Source organism: Duganella sp. CF517 (assembly GCF_900110275.1).
In the GTDB taxonomy this organism is placed as follows: Bacteria; Pseudomonadota; Gammaproteobacteria; order Burkholderiales; family Burkholderiaceae_D; genus Rugamonas.
In genome coordinates this window covers 297,678-316,599 of the sequence record NZ_FODC01000008.1, presented here as the reverse complement: position 1 = coordinate 316,599, position 18,922 = coordinate 297,678, and the positions used below count along the sequence as shown (strand labels likewise).

Sequence of the window (18,922 nt, the reverse complement as noted above, 5' to 3'; positions counted from 1 at the left end):
CCGGCGTTTTCCAGCACCACGTCGGCCGCGTTGAGCAGCACATAGGTGTCGTCGCCCAGGCCGCCGCTCAAGGTGTCGACGCCGAGGCCGCCGTTGAGCACGTCGTTGCCATTGCTGCCATGCAGGCTGTCGTTGCCGGCGCTGGGGACGTTGTCCTGCACCTGCGCCAGCGTCTTGTCGCCGTCGGCGAAGGCGAAGTTTTCCACCCCGCGCACCGCAATGACACTGCCGGCCTTGTCGGCCAGCATGGTGTCGGTGGCGGTCACGCGGGTGACGGTGTAATCGCCGAACTTGCCCAGGCCCTGCAGCAGGTCGGTGCCGGCGCCGCCGTCGATGGTGTCCTTGCCGCTCGCGCCGACGAAGGTGTCGTCGCCCAGACCGCCAATCAGGCTGTCGGCGCCGTCGCCGCCGACGAGCCGATCGTTGCCGGCGCCGCCGTCGAGCTTGTTGCCGGCATGGCCGCCGGTGATGATATTGTCGAGCACGTTACCGGTGCCGGTGAACGCGGCCTTGCCGGTGTAGGCCAGGTGCTCGACGTTGGCCGTCAGCGTGTAGGACGCCTGCGACGCCCGCACGGTGTCCGTGCCTTCGCCCGTCAACTCGGTTACCACGTCGCCGGCCGCGTCCACCAAGTAGAGGTCGTCGCCGCTGCCGCCGTTCAGTTTGTCGTTGCCGGCGCCGCCGTCGAGCGTGTCGTCGCCGGCGCCGCCATTGATCGTGCTGGCGCCGCCATTGCCGGTCAGAAGATTGTCGAGCTCGTTGCCGGTCAGCGTGACGGCCACCGCCGCCGCCGCCGTCACCATGGCGTTTTCCACATGGCCGGCCAGCGTGTAGGCGCCCGCCGTCGCGAAGGCGATCCGCACCGCGTCCACGCCGCCGCCGGCGCTTTCGACGACGAGGTCCGCCGCCGTGTCGATGATGTAGACGTCGTCGCCGGCGCCGCCGGCCAGGGTGTCGGCGCCGGCGCCACCGTTGAGCGTGTCGTTGCCCGAGCCCGATTCGAGCACATTGGCCAGCGCGTTGCCGGTGCCGCTAAAGGCAGCGTCGCCGCCGGCCTTCAAGTCCTCGATATTGGCGTCGAGCACGTAGGCGGCCAGCGTCGTGACGACCCGGTCGCGCCCGGCGCCGGCCGCCTCGACGATCTTGTCGCCGCCGGCGTCCACCAGATAGACGTCGTTGCCGGCGCCGCCGGCCATGCTGTCGTTGCCGGCACCGCCGTCGAGGGTGTCGTCGCCGGCGCCGCCGTCGAGCGTGTCGGCGTGGGCGCCGCCGGTCAGGGCGTTGTCGAGCGCGTTGCCCGTCAGGCGCTGGGCGGCCTGCGCGGCGCCCGCCGTCGCATTCTCCATGCCGGCGCCGAGCACATATTGCCCGGCCGTGGCCCAGTTCAGCACGACCGTGTCGCGGCCGCCGTCGGCCGCCTCGATGACGGTGTCGGCGCCGTCGGCGAGCCGATAGGTGTCGTCGCCGGCGCCGCCTTCGAGCACGTCGGCGCCGGCGCCGCCCGTGATCACATTGTCCAGCTCGTTCCCCAGCAGATGCTGGCCGTCCCGCGAGGCCGACGCGTCCAGGTTCTCCACGCCCCTCGCCAGCGTGTACGCGCCGGCGCCTTGCCAGTTCAGCCGCACGGTGTCGGTGCCGACACCGGCATCCCACACGATGACGTCGGCGTTGTCGGTCAGCACGAACACGTCGTCGCCGTTGCCGCCGTACAGCGTATCGACACCGGCCCCGCCGTCGAGGCTGTCGTTGCCGTCGCCGCCCGCCAGGTAGTCGTTGCCGCCGCCGCCGAGCAGCGTGTCCTTGCCGCCCCCGCCGTCGAGCGCGTCGCCGTCGCCGGCCTGGTCGCCGCCGACGATCAGATCGTTGCCGTTGCCGCCGTCGATGGTGTCGCGCCCGCCGTTGCCGTACAGCCTGTCGCCATAGATGGAGCCGGTGATGTTTTCCGACCACGAATTGCCGTCGACCGTCAGGCCCGGCGGCAGGCTGCCGTCGGGCGCCGTGCCGCCGACGAAATTGTCCGCCGTCAGCGTCGCCGCCTGGAGGTTCTTCAACACCAGCGCGGTATAGAAGGCCTCGGGGCCGGCGCCGTCGGCGTCGAGTTGCAGCAGCGTGTCGGCGCCCGATTGCACCAGCCGCGCGTGGCCGGTCCGGAACGGGTTGGTGCCGTCGAACGCCCACGGATCGTCCGGGACGCGGCTTTGCTGGTTGCCGGTCGCGGCGAGGAACTTGATCAGATCGATGCGGTCGCCGCCGGCGCCGGCGACGAAGTCGAGCACCGTCGCCAGGCCCGCGTCGCCGTACGCGGCCTGCGGCACGTAGGTGTCGCGGCCGCCGCCACCGGTCAGCGACAGGTCGTCCGAGCCGCCGCCCAGATACAGTTCGAAGCTGTCGTCGCCGGCGCCACCGTCGGCCAGCACCCGCTCGCCCGGGCCGTAGTCGCTCAGCCTGAAGAGGTCGTTGCCGTCGCCGCCCAGCAGCGTGTCGTCGCCACCGTTTTTGCCCTCGCGCTCGATCAAATCGTCGCCGCCGCCCGCTTCCACGCGGTCGGCGCCGCTTTCGCCGACCAGCGTTTCGCCGGCATCCGTTCCCAGCAGCAGGTCGTCGCCGCCGCCGCCGAGCAGAATATTGTTGCCGTACACGCCCACCACAGTGTCGTTATAGCGTCCGCCCGACACCACGCGCTCGCCGTTGTCGGTGACCAGCAGCCCCGCGGTCGGGGCGCCGCCCGGATCGACGTGTCCGACGAAATTGGCGGCCGCCAGCGCGCCGGCCTCGACGTTCGCCAGGCGCAGCACGGTTTGCCAATCGCCCGACAGCGCGCCGCCCGCGTGGGTCTGCAGCAGCGTGTCGGCGCCGTCCTGCTGCAGACGCAGCAGGCCGTTCAGGAAGGGGTTGCCGCCCGTGTCGACGTCGCTGTGGAACCGGTCGTAGGCCGACAGCAGGCCTTCCAGGTCGATCCGGTCGCCGCCGGTCCCGGCCGCGAAGTCGGTCACCACCACCCGGCCCAGCGCTTCCGGGTTGGTGACGGCATAGGTGTCGCTGCCGGCGCCGCCGGTGGCCCGGGCCGAAACCACGCCGTGCGATTGACCGTCGAACGTCATCCGGTCGTCGCCGCCGCCGGCGTCGATCGTCACCGACGAGGTGACGAAGCCCTGGTCCCAATTGGCCAGCGCGATCTGGTCGTCGCCGTCGCCGCCGAGCACCGTGTCGTCGCCATCGTTGGAGTTCAGGCTGAAGCGGTCGTCGCCCGCGCCGCCGTCGAGCACATCGTTGCCACGGCCGCCGGCGAGCGTGTCGTCGCCGTCCCCGCCGCGCAGCGTGTCGGCGAAATGCGCGCCGAGCAGCAGGTCGGCCCCGCCGGTGCCCTGGACCAGCAGCCCGTCGCCGCCCAGGCCATCGAGCGTCAGGCCATGGAAGTTGGCCGCCGTCATGCTGGCGGCATTGACGTTTTTCAGCACCGCCAGTGTCAGGAAGGCCGGTTGGAGCGGGCTGCCGTAGTTCAACTGCAGCAGCGTGTCGTTGCCCTGCTGCGCCAGCTTGAAGAAGGGCATGCCGGCCGCCTGCAGGTCCGGGTACATATAACCGATGGCGTCGCGCGAGGCCAGCAGCGGCAGCAGATCGATCCGGTCGCCGCCGGCGCCGGCGGTGAAATCGGCGACCATGTAGGCGCTGCTGTGATAAACAGGATAGGGGTTGAAGCTGAAGGTGTCGATGCCGGCTCCGCCGATCATCGTCGCGTTGAAGGCATGGTTGTAGTCGTTGGCGTCCAGCGTGTCGTTGCCGTCGCCGCCGTTGGCGACGACGCCGCCGTCGGTGCTGTAAATGTGGATGAGGTCATCGCCGGTGCCGCCGGCGGCGGAGCCGCCGCCAAACAGCGTATCGTTGCCGGCGCCGCCGTCGAGCAAGCTCGAGTCGCCGCCGGTGAGCCGGTCGTCGCCAGTCCCGCCGAGCAGGGTGTCATCGCCGTTCGGACGGCCGAACATGCTGTTGCCGCCGAACTGGTCGTTGCCGCCGAGGGTGTCGTTGCCCCCGCCTCCGTCGATCAGGTCGCTGCCCGCCGCCCCCAGCACCGAATCGTCGCCGCCGCCGCCTTCGATGGTGTCGTTGCCGAAACCGCCGTCGATGGTGTCGCCCGGCGTGCCGTCGGCCTCGTCGCCGCCGCGCAGCAGGTCATCCCCCTGGCCGCCAGAAATGACGTCGGCGCCGCCGTAGCCGTCGATGGTGTCGGCCAGCGTGGCGCCGGTCAGGGTATCGCCGTCCGCGCCGCCGCTCAGAAACAAGCCGGGCATGTCGCGCCCGTCGGGCGCGTAGCCGCCGACCAGGTTGTCGGCACTCAGCGAAGCGGCGAGCACGTTTTTCAGCGTGAAGACGGTGATGAACGGCTGTTGGCCCGAGGCGCCGTCGCGGTCCATCTGCAGCAAAGTGTCCGCGCCCTGTTGCACGAGGCGCAAGTGGCCCAGCGCGGGGGCGAACGGATTGCCGCCCGTGTAGCCGGACAAGTTGTAGCTGTTCGCGGACAACTGCTCGCGCAGGTCCAGGCGGTCGCCGCCGGCGCCGGCGCTGAAATCGGTGATGGTGAACCGCGTGAGGCCACTGAGGCTCTGATGCACGTCATAGGTGTCGACGCCGGCGCCCCCGGTCACAGTGAAACGGCTGCCGGACGTGTCGCCATTGTAGGTAAACGTGTCGTCGCCGGCGCCGCCGTCGGCCAGCACGGTCCATGTCGCGTTGCCGTCCTGCAGCAGGAAAGCGTCATTGCCTTCGCCGCCCGCCAAGGTGGCATTGCCACGGTAATTGACCAGGAAGTCGTCGCCGGCGCCACCGTCGAGCTGATCGTCGCCGTCGCCGTAAAGGGTATCGGCGCCATCGCCGCCGAAGAGCGTGTCGTTGCCGATGTCGCCGCCCAGGCGGTCATTGTCCGCGCCTCCGCGGAGCAGGTCGTTCCCATAGTTGCCGGCCAGGGTGTCGTTGCCGGCCCCGCCGTCGATGGTGTCATCGGCGATCCAGCCGGTCAGGCTGTCGTTGCCATCGGTGCCGGCGATCGCGTCGCCGCGCAGCGCAGCGCCATCCGGCGCGATATGGTGGACAAAGTTGTCCTCCGTCAGGCTGGTGGCGCGGATATTCGACAGGGTGACGACGGTCAGCCATTGATGGTACTGGCCAGCGGCGCCGTCATGGTCGTACTGCAACTGGACATCCGCGCCGTTCTGCACCAGCCTGAAAAAGCCGGAAGCGGCGGCAAACGGATTGCCATTGGGCGTGAAGCTGTAGTCGTTCAGATAAGCGCTCAGGTCGATCCGGTCTTGCCCGGCCCCGCTGCCGGCGGCGAAATCGGTGATCGTAAAGTTTGCCGTGTGATAGACGGACGAGATGCGGTAGGTATCCCCGCCGTTGCCGCCGCTCACAGTCAATTGCCGCTCGTTGCCATCAGCGAGCACCACCTCGAAAACGTCCGCGCCATCGCCGCCCTGCACCGTCGAAGCGCCATTGGACCCGTTGTGGTATTGCAGGCGGAAGGTGTCGTCGCCCTCGCCGCCGATCAAGGTTGCGGTGCCGGTGACGATGCCGCCCCCAATGCCGCTGTAGAAAACGTCGTTTCCGGCGCCGCCGTCGGCCAGCTGTACGCCGAGGTAGACAGACAGCCCATCGTCGCCGGCGCCGCCCAACAACGTATCGCGTCCCGCACCGCCATACAGGTCGTCGTTACCATCGCCGCCGTCCAGCAGATCGTTGCCGCCCGCATCGTTCAGAATGTCGTTGCCCGCGCCGCCGAACAGCTGGTCATCCTGCTCGGTACCCGCCAATGTGTCATCGCCGCCCGTGCCGTTGATGACACTCATGCCACCCCCTTCATCGGAAAGCGTTCGATCGCGTTAAGCTGAAGGGCGGGGGATTGTTGTTTCACAGGGAAGTCCAATGGTATTTTTGGTAACTAAATAGCTTACCATAGGACAATGAGGCTGTCACATTTTGATACATTTATCAGAATGGAACTTACAAAAAAAATCCGCGATCAATCGCGGATTTTTTATAGGCTCAAAGATCGTTCAAACGTTGAACAGGAAGTTCAGCACGTCGCCATCCTTGACCACGTATTCCTTGCCCTCGGCGCGCATCTTGCCCACCTCCTTGGCGCCGGCCTCGCCCTTGTACTGGATGAAATCGTCGTAGGCGATGGTCTGCGCGCGGATGAAGCCGCGTTCGAAGTCGGTGTGGATGACGCCGGCCGCCTGCGGCGCGGTGTCGCCGACGTGGATGGTCCAGGCGCGCACTTCCTTGACGCCGGCGGTGAAGTAGGTCTGCAGGCCGAGCAGCTTGTAGGCGGCGCGGATCAGGCGGTCCAGGCCCGGCTCTTCCATGCCCATGTCGTTCAGGAACTCGGTCTTGTCGGCGTCTTCCAGGTCGGCGATCTCGGCTTCGATCGAGGCGCAGATGGCGACGATCGGCGCGTTCTGGGTGGCCGCGTAGGCGGTCAGCTGGTCGAGCAGCGGATTGTTAGTGAAGCCGGTGTCGGAGACGTTGGCGACATACATGGCCGGCTTGGCGGTGATCAGGCACAGCGGCTTGATCAGGGCCATCTCGTCGGCGTCCAGGCCCATGGCGCGCACCGGCTTGGCTTCGTTCAGGTGCGGCACGATGCGCTCCATGATGGCCAGCAGCTTGGCCGCGTCCTTGTCGCCGGAGCGGGCTTTCTTGTTTTCGCGGTGGATGGCTTTTTCCACGGTGCCCAGGTCGGCCAGCGCCAGCTCGGTTTGAATGACTTCGATGTCGTCCAGCGGGCTGACCTTGCCGGACACGTGGATCACGTTGTCGTCCTCGAAGCAGCGCACGACGTTGACGATGGCGTCGGTTTCGCGGATGTGCGACAGGAACTGGTTGCCCAGGCCCTCGCCCTGCGACGCGCCGGCCACCAGGCCGGCGATGTCGACGAATTCGACGATGGCGTTGACCATGCGTTCCGGCTTGACGATGGCGGCCAGCGCGGCCATGCGCGGGTCCGGCACCTCGACCACGCCGACGTTGGGTTCGATGGTGCAGAACGGATAGTTTTCAGCCGGGATGCCGGCCTTGGTCAGGGCGTTGAAGAGGGTGGACTTGCCGACGTTGGGCAGGCCGACGATGCCGCATTGGAGACTCATGGAAAACCTTTTAATAATCAAATGTTGCCGGCGAGCGGCTGGTGAAAAACGGCCGACGCGGGCGTTTTCTGAATATTCCTGCTATTTAAAGCGTTCAAGAATCAATTGTACCTCCCCCGCCCCCAGTCATCAAAAAAACAGGGCCAAAGCCGGCCGCTTCATGCATTCCAGGAACAATTGCTTACATTTGATACGAAATCTGCGTCGGTCGAACCGCGCTCCAGCGCGTTAGTTGCTTGTAGTCACACAAGCCACTCCACACATAAAAGGTAGAAAAATGAATAACACATCCAACGCCAAGCTGCACCCGATGATCATGGCCGCCGCCGCCGCCGTTGTGCTGGTGAGTGGCGTGGGCGTCGCCGCCATCATGGGCTGGCTGCCTTCGTCGAACTCGCAAAACCAGGACCCGTCGCTGGCGCCCAACGGCAAGCCGCTGGTCGAACAATCCGCGCCAGGCCGCGACCAGGTGCGCGAGCCGGTGCGTGAACAAGTCCGCGAGCCGGTCCGTGAACGCGAGCCGGTCCGCGAAGCCGTGCGCGACAAGCCTGCGGTCGTCAAGCACACCCCGGTCAAGAGCGCGCCGGCGGTCTGCAACAACTGCGGCGTGGTCGAAGCCGTCAATGAAATCGACACCCGCGCCGAAGGCAGCGGCGTCGGCGCGGTCGGCGGCGCGCTGGTCGGCGGCCTGCTGGGCAACCAGGTGGGCGGCGGCAACGGCCGCAAACTGGCCACCGTGGCCGGCGCCATCGGCGGCGCGGTTGCCGGCAACCAGATCGAAGGCCGGGTCAAGGCCAACAAGAGCTACGACATCGTGGTGCGCATGAACGATGGTTCGGTACGCAAGTTCCATCAGACCGAGCAGCCGTCGTGGCACCAGGGCGACGACGTGCGCGTGGTCGACGGCGGCCTGCGTTCGAACTGATCGTCCGGACCGGGCAGTGTCCCGGTCACTTGTTTAATGCTAGACTTCCTGGCGAACAATTGCCCACGTCTGGATAAGCCGCCCGCCGGGCGGCTTATCCGCTCACCAGGAAATGTCGATGCCCCATACCCGCTGTCGCGCCTCGCTGCGGACTTCCGTACTGATCACCACCCTGCTTTTCGCCGGCACCGGCATGTTGCCGGTCCAGGCCGCGCAGGCGTCCGCCGCCCATGCCAGCCAGGCCCAAAAACAACTGGCGAAACTGGCGGCGGCGTTCCACGCGGCGCGCTGCAAGTTCGATCCGCTGCTGTTCGCCACCGCCAACGGCGACAGCCGCTACAACGATCAGATCGGCCTGGCCATTTCCCCCGCCGTGCGCGCCGCCCAGTTCACGCAATACCGGCAGATGCAGAAGCAGTTGATGACCGTGCGGCGCGACCAGCTCGGCGAGCCGGACCAGCTGACCTACGACCTGCTGTCCTACGAACTCAATAACGCGATGCAGCTGGAGTCCTTCCCGGAACATCTGCTGCCGCTCAACCAGTTCGACAACGTGCCCAGCACGCTGGCCAACTACGCCGACGGCACCGGTTCGCAGCCGCTGGGCACGGTCGCCCAGTATCAAGCCTACCTGGGCCGGCTCAAGCAATTGCCCGCGTGGATAGACCAGGCCATCGCCAATATGAAGCAAGGCATCCGCGCCGGCGTGGTGCAGCCGAAGGCGATCACGGTGGCGATGCTGCCGCAGTTCCAGAACCTGCGCGCGGCCACGCCGGAGACCAGCGTCTACTATTCGCCCGTCACGCGCATGCCGGCGCAGTTTTCCGCCGCCGACAAGCAAAAGCTGGCGGCGGCCTACCTGAACACCGTCGACACCAAAATCGCGCCGGCGCTGACGCGCCTGGTGGATTTCCTGCAAAACGAATACCTGCCCGCCAGCCGCGCCAGCACCGGCTGGAGCGCGCTGCCGAACGGCGCCGCCTGGTACGCGGCCCGCATCAAGGACAGCACCAACCTGCCGCTGACGCCGGACGCGGTGCACGCGCTGGGCTTGAAGGAAGTGGCGCGCATCCAGCAACAACTGACGGCGCTGGGACCGAAGCTGGGCTACGACGGCCCGGAAAAACAGCTGCCGCAATGGATGGCCGGGCAGCAGAAGTTCAAGATCTTCACCACCGACGAGCAGGTGCTGGACGCCTACCGCACGCTCTACGCGACGGTGCAGGCCAAGCTGCCGACCTACTTCAGCCTGATTCCGAAAGGGAAGATGGAATTGCACCTGGAACCGGAGCTCACGCGCGCGACCGCCTCCGACCACTACACGCCGCCGGCGGCGGACGGTTCGCATCCGGGCGTGTTCTGGCCGGTCGTCAACGATCCCAAGCAGTACAGCCGGGTCGACATGGTCAGCCTGTTCCTGCACGAGGGCGTGCCGGGCCACCACCTGCACGGCGCGCTGCTGAAAGAGTTGGACCTGCCGGACTTCCGCAAGTTCAGCACCGAGAATCCCAACAGCGCGGCCTACACCGAGGGCTGGGCCCTGTATTCGGAAACGCTGGGCCGCGAGTTGGGCCTGTACGACGATCCGGTCGCCTACTACGGCCATCTGAACGCCGAGCTGCTGCGCGCGGCGCGCCTGGTGGTCGACACCGGCATGCACGCCAAGGGCTGGAGCCGCGAGCAGGCGATCGCCTACCTGGCCGAGACCTTGGGCTGGAGCGAGGCGCGCGCGAAAAACCAGATCGAGCGCTACATGGTGTGGCCGGCGCAGGCGCTGAGCTACAAGATCGGCTCGCTGAAAATCCTGGAACTGCGGGCGCGGGCGCAGGCGGCGCTGGGCGACAGGTTCAGCTACCAGAAATTCCATCAGGTGGTGATCGGCGACGGCACCCTGCCGTTGCCGATCCTGGAGGCGCGCGTCGACAAGTGGATCGCCGCAAGCAAGTAAGAGCCGCTTAAGAGCCGCTTTGATAATTATCCTGGAGGCAACCTTGCAGTTGTGATACCTTGCGGGCTTACTTCAGCGAGGTTTTTATGGAAATACTGCTGCTCATTTTCGGCATCGTCACGTTCAACATCGCGTGGCGGGCGCGGGGTGAGGCCCGTCACGCCCGCAAGCTGATCGCCGATCTGGAGGAAAAGCTCGCCATGCTGCGGACGCCGGTGTCGCCGGCATCGCAGCCCGAGCACGCCGACGCGCCGCTCCAGCCGTTCGAACCGGTAATGGCGGACCGGCCGGCACCGGCGATCAAGCCGCTGACGCCGGCCAATCCGTTCGAACTGGTCGAAGCCGACTGGCTCCTGCCCGACAGTCCCGCCGCTGTCGCAGCGCCGCCGCAGCCACAGCCGGAGATGCCGTCGGACCCCAAACCACTGCCCAAACTGCGGCTCGATTCAACGCCGGAGACGACCGAGACGCCGCCGCCGCGCGCGCCACGGCCGCCGCCCCAATGGCTGGTGGCCGCCAAGGCCTGGCTGTTCGGCGGCAATCTGGTGGCCAAGCTCGGCCTGTTGATCCTGTTCATCGGCGTCAGCTTCCTGCTGAAATACACCGCCGCCCGCGTCACCGTGCCGATCGAATTGCGCCTGGCCGGCATCGTGCTGGCCGACCTGGCGCTGCTGGCCTGGGCCTGGCGCATCCGCCTGCGCCGTCCCGCGATCAGCCTGCCCGTGCAAGGCGCGGCGGTGGCCGTGCTGATGCTGGTCACCTTCGGCGCCTTCCGCCTGTACCAACTGATACCAAGCGCGCTGGCGTTCGCGCTGCTGCTGGTGCTGACCGTCTTCACCTGCGTGCTGGCGGTGCTGCAAAACGCCATGTGGCTGGCGATCTTCGGCATCGCCGGCGGCTTCGCCGCGCCGATCCTCGCCTCCAGCGGCGGCGGCAGCCACATCGGGCTGTTCTCGTATTACGCGCTGCTCAACGCCGGCGTGCTGGGCCTGGCGCTGCTGCGCTCGTGGCGTCCGCTCAATCTGCTGGGCTTCGCCTTCACCTTCAGCATCGCCACCGCCTGGGGCGCACAGCGCTACGTGCCGGAAAACTACCTGTCGGTGCAGTTGTTCCTGCTGCTGTTCTTCGTGTTTTATGTTTCGATCCCGCTGGCCTACGCGCGCCGGCAGTCCGTCAAGCTGAAGAACTACGTCGACGGCACCTTGGTGTTCGGCACGCCGATGCTCGGCTTCGGCCTGCAATTCACCATCGTGCGCGGCATCGAGTTCGGCGTCGCCTATTCGGCGCTGGCGCTCGGCCTGTTCTACATCGGCCTGGCGACCGCGCTGCGCCGGCGCGACCAGTACGCGCTGCTGGGCGACGCCTTCCTCGCGCTCGGCGTCGTCTTCGGCACGCTGGCGATACCGTTCGCGCTCGACGGCCGCTGGACCTCGGCCGCCTGGGCGCTGGAAGGCGCCGGCATCGTCTGGATCGGCCTGCGCCAGAAGCAAAAGCTGGCCTGGATCTTCGGCCTGCTGGTGCAGTTCGGCGCGTGGCTGTCGTTCGTCGGCACCGCCAGCGGCCTGTCGAGCGAGCGCGCCGCCGATTCGAACCTGTGGCTCGGCTTCGTCCTGCTGGCCCTGACCGGCTTCATGATGGCCACGCGCTTCCGCGCACAGGAGCGCACGCGCGGCTTCAACCTGCTGGCCGGCGTGTTCCTGGCGGGGGCCACGGTGTGGCTGGTGGCCGGGGCGTGGACCGAGATCTTCCTGCGCGTGGACGGGCACCGCCAGGGCACCCTGCTGGTCGCCAGCGCGCTGCTGGCCGCCGCCGGCCTGTACGCGATCGCGCGCAAGATGGCGTGGCCGCTGGCCGCCGCCATCGCGCTGGCGGTGCAGGCGGTCGCCGGCGCCACGCTGCTGGCGGTATCGCTGGGCCGCTGGGACGACCAGCTCGACGCGAACCTGCTCGAGCGGCCACTGCTCGGTTCATTGATGATTTTCGCCGGCGCCTTGTTCAGCAGTTGGGCGCTCATGCGGCAACAAGCCGGGCGTGGCACGCGGGTCTTCACCGTGTACCGGCTGATGCTGGTGTGGGCGGCGCTGTGGTGGTTCGGCATCGCCGCGCCGGACCTGGCGTTCTGGCTCGAACCGATCTACGAAGCCGTGGTTCCCGGCGACAATGGCTCGGAATTCGGCCGCGTGCTGGCCAGCTACGCCCTGCTGCTGGCGGCCACCGCGGCCGTCGCGGTGGCGCTGGCGCGCGGCCTGCGCTGGCCGGCGCTGCGCTGGTTCAGCGTGCCGGTCTGGCCGGCGCTGGCGCTGACGACGCTGCTGACCCTGGTGGCGCTGTACGGCGACTCCCGCCTGCCGGGCGCCAATGCGTGGATCGCCTTCGCCGCGCTGTGGCTGGCTGGCGAATGGCTGCTGGCCGTCTGGCCGCGCAGGGGCTGGCGCATCGCCGCCGGGTGGCTGCATGCCGCGCACACGGTGCGCAGCGCCGGCCCGTGGCTGATGATCTGGCCGGTGGCCTCCGATTGGATCGCCGGCTGGATGGCCGGCACCGTGGCCGACGCCGACGTCGGCGACTGGGACACCGGCGCCAGCTGGGCCAGGTTCATTCCATCATGGCTGATGATGGCGGCCACCGGCTGGATGATGCAGCGCGTCCGCGCCGACGGCTGGCCGGTGCGGCCGATCCCGCGCTGGTACCGGCGCTGCCTGGTTCCGCTGGCCTGCATCTGGCTGGCCTTGCTGGTGGGCGCGTGGAACTTCACGCAGGACGGCGGGATGTCGCCGCTGCCGTATCTGCCGCTGCTCAACCCGCTCGACCTGAGCACTTGCTTCGCGATCGTGCTGTTGATCGCCTGCCTGCGCCTGCAAACGCCGTCGGCCACGCCGGCCGCCGCGCGCGCCTGGCCGGCCGGCTGGATCGCGCCGGCGCCGCTGGCGATCGCGCTGTTCGGCTATGCGTGGTTCAATCTGGCGTTGCTGCGCACCGTGTCGCATTACCTGGACGTGCCGTACACCTTCGACAGCATGTTCGCTTCGCAGTTCGTGCAGGCGATGCTGTCGCTGGTGTGGAGCGTGACCGCGCTGCTGCTGATGCGCCATGCGGCCACGCGTGCCGTGCGCAGCGTCTGGATCGGCGGCGCGGTGCTGCTGGCGCTGGTGGTGGGCAAACTGTTCCTGGTGGACCTGTCCAACATCGGCGGCGTCGAGCGCATCGTCTCCTTCCTCGGCGTTGGCGCGCTGATGGTCGGCATCGGCTATCTGGCGCCCTTCCCCACCGAAACCGAAAAACCCGCGGAGACCGCATGAAAACATTATTGATCGCCGCCGCGTTGGGCTTGTCGGCCGCGGCCCTGCCGGCCAGCGCCGCCGACAGCGACGCGCCGAAGGATTACACGCACCTGTTGCCGCTGTCGGCCGGCGCAAAGCAGGGCGTGCTGCAGGTGCGCCTGCCGCGCGACGTCTATCTGCACGCGCGCACGCCGCTGCTCGACGACGTGCGCGTGTTCGACGCCAGGGGCGTGCCGCAACCGTTCGCGTTGCGCGCGCCGGACATCGAAACCAGCATCGGCCACAAGGACCTGCCGCTGACGGTGTTTCCGCTGACGGGCGCCGGCGGGGCCGATAGCGCCGCCTCGCAACTCGATCTCGACGTCAGCACGGCGCCCGACGGCCGCCTGCTGTCGGTGAAAGTGCGCCCGGAACGCGGCGCCGACAGCGCCGGCCCGGCGCGCCTGAAGGCGCTGATCCTCGATCTGGGCAAGCCGGCCGCCGGCGGCAAGACGCCGCCGGTCAATGCGCTGCGCTTCACGTTGCCGCCGGACCGGCGCGACTACAGCGCCCAGGTCTGGCTGGAAACCAGCGACGACATGAAGCGCTGGGACACGGTCGGCGCCGCCGAGCTGAACTGGCTGGTCAACCAGGACGCGCAGACGCTGGCCAACGACCGCCTCGATTTCGACGCCCGCACCTTCCGCTACGCGCGCCTGACCTGGCGCAGCGGCACGCCGCTGCAGTTCGCCGCCGTCACGGCCGAGCAGCCGGTGCGCACCGACGTCGCGCCGCCGGGGGAACGACTGGTGCTGCAACCGGCAGCCGGCGATCAGCCCGGCGACCTGGTGTACAAGATGCCGCTGGCGGTGGCGCCGGTCAAGGTGGGATTGCAGTTTGCCGAAACCAACGTGGTGCTGCCGGCCACCGTGGGCGTATATCGCGCGGCGCCGGCGCGCCAGGCCGGGGCGGCGCCGCAGCGCCGCTTCGAGCCGGTCGTCGCCACCACGTTCTACCGCATCGCCCAGGGCGGGCAGGCGCGCGCCTCGGGCGACCTCGACGTCGCGCCGCGGCATGCGCCGCTATGGGTGCTGCGCACGGCGGCGCCCGCCAGCGTCCAACCGGCGCTGCGGGTGGAGTGGCAACCGGCCACGCTGATCTTCCTCGGCAGCGGCAACGCGCCCTATACGTTGGCGGTAGGCCGCGAGCGCGCCGCGGCGGCGGCGCGCCCGGTCGACCAGGTGGCGCCGGGCTTCGCCGACAGCGAATTGCAAACACTGGAGCGCGCGACCGCCGGTCCGGCCACGGCGCAGCAGGGCGCCGCCGCCAACGCCGACGCGGCCGCGCTGGCGGCGGCTTCCGCCGCGCAGCGGCGCCTGCTGTTGCTGTGGGGAGTGTTACTGCTGGGGGTCGGGGTGTTGGCCTTCATGGTGTGGCGCTTGCTGCAACCCAAATCCGCGACCTGAAGCGTCGACCTGAAGCGCCGGGCGGATGAGGCGCGACGCCGTCATCGGCCCGGCGTGCAAGCGGACCGATGCGGGTTATTTGGACAGCACATTCAGCACCGCCAGCGTCATCGCCTGCGCCGCCGTCTTGATCGACGGCTCCGGCACCGGCGCGTAGTACGGCGAGTGGTTGAAGGCGATCGGCTTGCCGCCTGGCTTGTCGGCCTCGGCCACCGCCTTCGGATCGTAGACGCCGGTGAAGAAGAACATCGACGGTATCCCTTCGTTGGCGTAGACCGAGAAATCCTCGCTGGCCGTCATGGCCGGCATGCGGGCGACGTTGGCGTCGCCGAAGGCTTGCTTGAGCACGCCCTCGGTGCGCGTCACCAGCGCGTCGTTGTTGACGATGGCCGCGCCCCCGGTGATCAGCTCGACGTCGGGCGCGGGCGCGTCGGCCATCGCCGCCGAGGCGTTGGCCACGCGCCGCACGCCGGCCAGGATCTTGGCGCGCACTTGCGGGTTGTAGGTGCGGATGGTGCCGCGCACCTTGACCGAGTCGGGGATGATGTTGCCGACGCTGCCGCCGTTGATGGCGCCGATCGTCACCACGCCGAATTCCTTCGGATCTTTCTCGCGGCTGATGACGGTTTGCACGTCGACCACGAAGCGGGCGGCGATGGTGATCGGGTCGAGCGCCTTGTCCGGCGCCGAGCCGTGGCCGCCGCGCCCCTTGAAGGTGATCTCGATGGCGTCCGAGTTCGACGACACCGGGCCGCTGTTGTAGCCGATGGTGCCATAGGCCAGCGGCCACGAGTGCAAGGCGAAGGCGTAGTCCGGTTTCGGGAAGCGCTTGAACAGGCCGTCGTCGAGCATGGCCTTGGCGCCGGCGACGATCTCCTCGGCCGGCTGGCCGATGAACATCAACGTGCCCTTCCATTGCGATTTCATCGCCACCAGGGTGCGCGCGGCGCCCAGCCAGGCCGTCATGTGGACGTCGTGGCCGCAGCTATGGGCCACCATCGTGTCCTTGCCGTCCAGGGTCGCATGGGCCTTGCTGGAATATGGGAAGCCGGATTTTTCCTCCATCGGCAGCCCGTCCATCTCGGTGCGCACCAGCACCGTCGGGCCGGCGCCGTTCTTGTAGAGGGCGACGATGCCGGTCTTGCCGACCTTCTCGGTGACGTCGAAGCCGATGGCGCGCATCTCGGCGGCCAGCTTGGCGGCCGTGCGCACTTCCTGGAAGGCCACTTCGGGATGCGCGTGCAAGTCCTTGTAGATGACGTCGAGCTTGGGATACATGCCGTCGATCTGCCTGGCGACGGCGCCGCCGTCCTGCGCCTGGGCCGGCGTTTGAGCAGCGGCCAACAATAAAGATGTTACGAGTGCGGCGATCGGCAAGCGCTTCATTGATGGTGTCCTTAGTTTGAGGAAAATAATTCCCTCAGCATACCATCGACACGCCGGCGTCAGACCGTATGCAGTTTCATCGTGGCGGCCTCGAACTTGCCTTCGACGATGGACGGCATCACCAGCAGCGATTTGTCGATGGCCTGCTCGATCAGGTCCTGGTCTTCGCGGCGCGGCCGGTGCAGCACGAAGTCGGCCACCTGCTGTTGCAGGCTGAGCGTGCGCGGATGGCCGATGCCCAGGCGCAGCCGCCAATAGTCCTGCGTGCCGAGCGCGGCGGTGATGTCCTTGAGGCCGTTGTGGCCGCCCGACGAGCCGCCCTTCTTCAGCCGCGCGATGCCGGGCATCAGGTCGAGCTCGTCGTGCACCACCAGCACCTCGTCCGGATTGATCTTGAAAAAGCGGCACAAGCCGCCGACCGATTGCCCGGAGCGGTTCATATACGTCTGCGGTTCCAGCAGGTACACCTCGCGCCCGGCGATCGAAGCCTTGGCCATCAGCGCGTTGTACTTGGTCTCGCGCTGCAGGCGCGCGCCGACGTCGTTGGCGAGGTTGTCGACCAGCCAGAAGCCGGCATTGTGGCGGGTTTGTTCGTATTCGGCGCCGGGATTGCCGAGGCCGACGATGAGGCGTATGGGCATGGGATGCTCAATCAAGGAAAACGATATTATCGGTCAAACGAAAAAAAACCCCCGACGGCCTTGGGCTAGCGGGGGTCCTTCATTGCCGCCGCATCGCTGCGGCGTTCAATATTACTTCTTGGCTTTGGCGGCTGGCTTGGCATCGGCTGCTGGAGCGGCTTCAGCGGCGTCAGCTTCGGCCGACACGTGACCTGGCGGCACCGAAGCGGTGGCGATGGTCAGGTTGGTGCCGGCGGCAACAGCGGTAACACCTGCTGGCAGGGTCAGTTCGTCGATGTGCAGCGAGTTGCCGACGTCGATGTTGGTCAGGTCGACGGTGATGAACTCTGGCAGGTCTTTCGGCAGGCACGACACTTCGATTTCGTTGGCGACGTGGCTGATGGTGGCGCCGTGCAGCTTGACCGCTGGCGAGACTTCGGCGTTGGCGAAGTGCAGTGCGACTTTCATGTGCACTTTCTTGCCGGCATCGACGCGCTGGAAGTCAGCGTGCAGAACCAGTTGCTTGAACGCGTGGACTTGGAAGTCGCGCAGCAGCACTTGCTGGGTCTTGCCGTCGATTTCCAGATCCAGGATCGACGAGTGGAAGGCTTCTTTTTTCAGCGCGTGGTACAGCGCGTTGTGGTCCAGCGAGATGGTCACTGGCGCTTCGGTACCGCCGTAGATGATGCCTGGGGTTTGGCCCGAATTGCGCAGGCGGCGGCTCGCTCCGGAACCTTGCAATTCGCGTTTGAATGCAACAACTTTCATGTGTAACTCCAAAAATAACAAGGCTCGCGCCTCGTGTTATGAAGCCCCCGCGACCAGGGTGCTTCGAAAATGAGCTGACTGCGCTCATGAAACCGGGAAGTACAACGGCGCGCGGGGCATATTCGCCACGCGCGCCGCTAAAAAACCGTAGCGTCGTCGATCGCTTGCTTATCGATCAGTCGATAAACAGGGAGATCACGGAATCGCCCTTGATGATGCGTTTGAACGTTTCGGCCAGCAATGGCGCGCAGGTCAGCTGGCGGATCTTGCCGCAGGCGCGGGCCGCGTCGGACAGCGGAATCGTGTCGGTCACGACCAGCTCGTCCAGCGACGAATTGGCGATGCGCTCGATCGCGGGGCCCGACAGGACCGCGTGGGTGCAATACGCGACCACCTTGGTGGCGCCGCGCTCTTTCAGCACTTCGGCCGCCTTGACCAGCGTACCGGCGGTATCGACCATGTCATCCATGATGACGCAGTTGCGGCCTTCGACTTCACCGATGATGTTCATCACTTCGGAGACGTTGGCTTTCGGACGGCGCTTGTCGATGATGGCCAGGTCGCAGCCCAGGCGTTTGGCCAGCGCGCGCGCGCGCACCACGCCGCCGACGTCCGGCGACACCACCAGCAGGTCCTGGTAGTTCTTTTTCTGCAGATCGCTCAGCAGGATAGGCGAAGCGTAAATATTGTCGACCGGGATATCGAAGAAGCCCTGGATCTGGTCCGCGTGCAGGTCCATGATCAGGACGCGCTCGACGCCGGCGCTTTCCAGCATGTTGGCCACGACTTTGGCCGAGATCGCGACACGCGCCGAACGCGGGCGGCGGTCTTGGCGGGCGTAACCGAAGTAAGGGATGGCGGCGGTGATGCGGCCTGCCGAGGCGCGTTTCAACGCGTCGACCATCAGGATCAACTCCATCAGGCTGTCGTTGGTTGGTGCGCAAGTCGATTGCAGAACGAAAACGTCTTTACCGCGAACGTTCTCGTTAATCTCGACCATCACTTCGCCGTCCGAGAATTTCGAAACGTTTGCCTTGCCGAGTGGAATGCCGAGATTTTTTGCGACTCCTTCTGCCAACGCAGGATTAGCGTTGCCGGTAAAAACCATCAGGTTTTCGTAAGCCATGGGAGTCCCAGAGATAGTCGATGAAATTTTTGATGTCGCCAGCGGAAGCCGCGTGGCGCTGTACTCAGAATGATCCGCGCCTGGCGCGGACATTGATGCTTGCCTTGGCCGGAGACTAGTGCCTCGACGGTGTCGCAAGGAAAACGAATGGCAGGGGAACAAGGATTCGAACCTTGGTATGCTGGAATCAAAATCCAGTGCCTTAACCAGCTTGGCGATTCCCCTACGCAACTGACTGCTTGTCGCTACAACGGCGAGTATTTTATCGCCAATTTCACGCCAAG

General features: G+C 66.9%; 10 protein-coding genes and 1 tRNA gene. 4 read left to right on the top strand and 7 right to left on the bottom strand.

Annotated elements, in window-relative coordinates; all coding sequences use genetic code 11:
- Both BMX85_RS31465 and ychF read right to left on the bottom strand, forming a co-directional pair.
- A partial coding sequence (locus BMX85_RS31465; RefSeq protein WP_090326064.1) for a calcium-binding protein occupies positions 1-5,840 on the bottom strand: 5,840 nt, incomplete at its 3' end.
- Between the two features lie 207 nt (positions 5,841-6,047).
- Positions 6,048-7,139, bottom strand: a complete 1,092-nt coding sequence (ychF, locus tag BMX85_RS26795) for a redox-regulated ATPase YchF (protein WP_090326061.1) — start codon at positions 7,137-7,139, stop codon at positions 6,048-6,050.
- A gap of 277 nt (positions 7,140-7,416) precedes the next feature.
- On the opposite strand from ychF, the gene BMX85_RS26790 reads away from it, so the two are divergent.
- The 4 genes from BMX85_RS26790 to BMX85_RS26775 all read left to right on the top strand — a co-directional run bounded on the left by BMX85_RS26790 (position 7,417) and on the right by BMX85_RS26775 (position 14,738).
- Positions 7,417-8,064: a glycine zipper 2TM domain-containing protein gene (locus tag BMX85_RS26790; RefSeq protein ID WP_090326057.1), complete on the top strand. Its 648-nt coding sequence runs from the start codon at positions 7,417-7,419 to the stop codon at positions 8,062-8,064.
- Positions 8,065-8,182: 118 nt separating this feature from the next.
- On the top strand, positions 8,183-10,012 hold the full coding sequence (locus BMX85_RS26785) for a DUF885 domain-containing protein (RefSeq protein WP_090326054.1): 1,830 nt from the start codon (positions 8,183-8,185) through the stop codon (positions 10,010-10,012).
- A gap of 86 nt (positions 10,013-10,098) precedes the next feature.
- Complete coding sequence (locus BMX85_RS26780; RefSeq protein WP_090326161.1) at positions 10,099-13,311, top strand: DUF2339 domain-containing protein; 3,213 nt, start codon at positions 10,099-10,101, stop codon at positions 13,309-13,311.
- Entirely contained in the window at positions 13,308-14,738 is a 1,431-nt protein-coding gene (locus BMX85_RS26775) for a DUF3999 family protein (RefSeq protein WP_090326050.1), read from the top strand. The genes BMX85_RS26780 and BMX85_RS26775 overlap by 4 nt, the downstream gene beginning before the upstream one ends.
- A 75-nt stretch (positions 14,739-14,813) precedes the next feature.
- Here the strand turns inward: BMX85_RS26775 and BMX85_RS26770 are convergent, their stop codons facing one another.
- The 5 genes from BMX85_RS26770 to BMX85_RS26750 form a co-directional block, all read right to left on the bottom strand.
- Positions 14,814-16,124 carry an amidohydrolase gene (locus tag BMX85_RS26770; protein WP_090326045.1) on the bottom strand — a complete coding sequence of 437 codons (1,311 nt, stop codon included), beginning with the start codon at positions 16,122-16,124 and terminating at the stop codon, positions 14,814-14,816.
- A gap of 59 nt (positions 16,125-16,183) precedes the next feature.
- Positions 16,184-16,765, bottom strand: coding sequence for an aminoacyl-tRNA hydrolase (pth, locus tag BMX85_RS26765; protein WP_090326042.1), 582 nt, complete (start codon positions 16,763-16,765; stop codon positions 16,184-16,186).
- Between the two features lie 111 nt (positions 16,766-16,876).
- Complete coding sequence (locus BMX85_RS26760) at positions 16,877-17,512, bottom strand: 50S ribosomal protein L25/general stress protein Ctc (RefSeq protein ID WP_090326040.1); 636 nt, start codon at positions 17,510-17,512, stop codon at positions 16,877-16,879.
- Between the two features lie 175 nt (positions 17,513-17,687).
- Positions 17,688-18,638 (bottom strand): ribose-phosphate pyrophosphokinase, encoded by a 951-nt coding sequence (locus BMX85_RS26755; protein ID WP_090326037.1) that lies wholly within the window; start codon positions 18,636-18,638, stop codon positions 17,688-17,690.
- Positions 18,639-18,786: 148 nt separating this feature from the next.
- Positions 18,787-18,863: transfer RNA gene (locus BMX85_RS26750), tRNA-Gln, on the bottom strand.
- Positions 18,864-18,922 lie beyond the last annotated feature (59 nt).

Coding starts and splice junctions, on each gene's coding strand:
- BMX85_RS26785 (WP_090326054.1), top strand. CDS start 8,183: ATGCCCCATACCCGCTGTCGCGCCTCGCTGCGGACTTCCGTACTGATC.
- BMX85_RS26775 (WP_090326050.1), top strand. CDS start 13,308: ATGAAAACATTATTGATCGCCGCCGCGTTGGGCTTGTCGGCCGCGGCC.
- ychF (WP_090326061.1), bottom strand. CDS start 7,139: ATGAGTCTCCAATGCGGCATCGTCGGCCTGCCCAACGTCGGCAAGTCC.
- BMX85_RS26780 (WP_090326161.1), top strand. CDS start 10,099: ATGGAAATACTGCTGCTCATTTTCGGCATCGTCACGTTCAACATCGCG.
- pth (WP_090326042.1), bottom strand. CDS start 16,765: ATGCCCATACGCCTCATCGTCGGCCTCGGCAATCCCGGCGCCGAATAC.
- BMX85_RS26760 (WP_090326040.1), bottom strand. CDS start 17,512: ATGAAAGTTGTTGCATTCAAACGCGAATTGCAAGGTTCCGGAGCGAGC.
- BMX85_RS26770 (WP_090326045.1), bottom strand. CDS start 16,124: ATGAAGCGCTTGCCGATCGCCGCACTCGTAACATCTTTATTGTTGGCC.
- BMX85_RS26790 (WP_090326057.1), top strand. CDS start 7,417: ATGAATAACACATCCAACGCCAAGCTGCACCCGATGATCATGGCCGCC.
- BMX85_RS26755 (WP_090326037.1), bottom strand. CDS start 18,638: ATGGCTTACGAAAACCTGATGGTTTTTACCGGCAACGCTAATCCTGCG.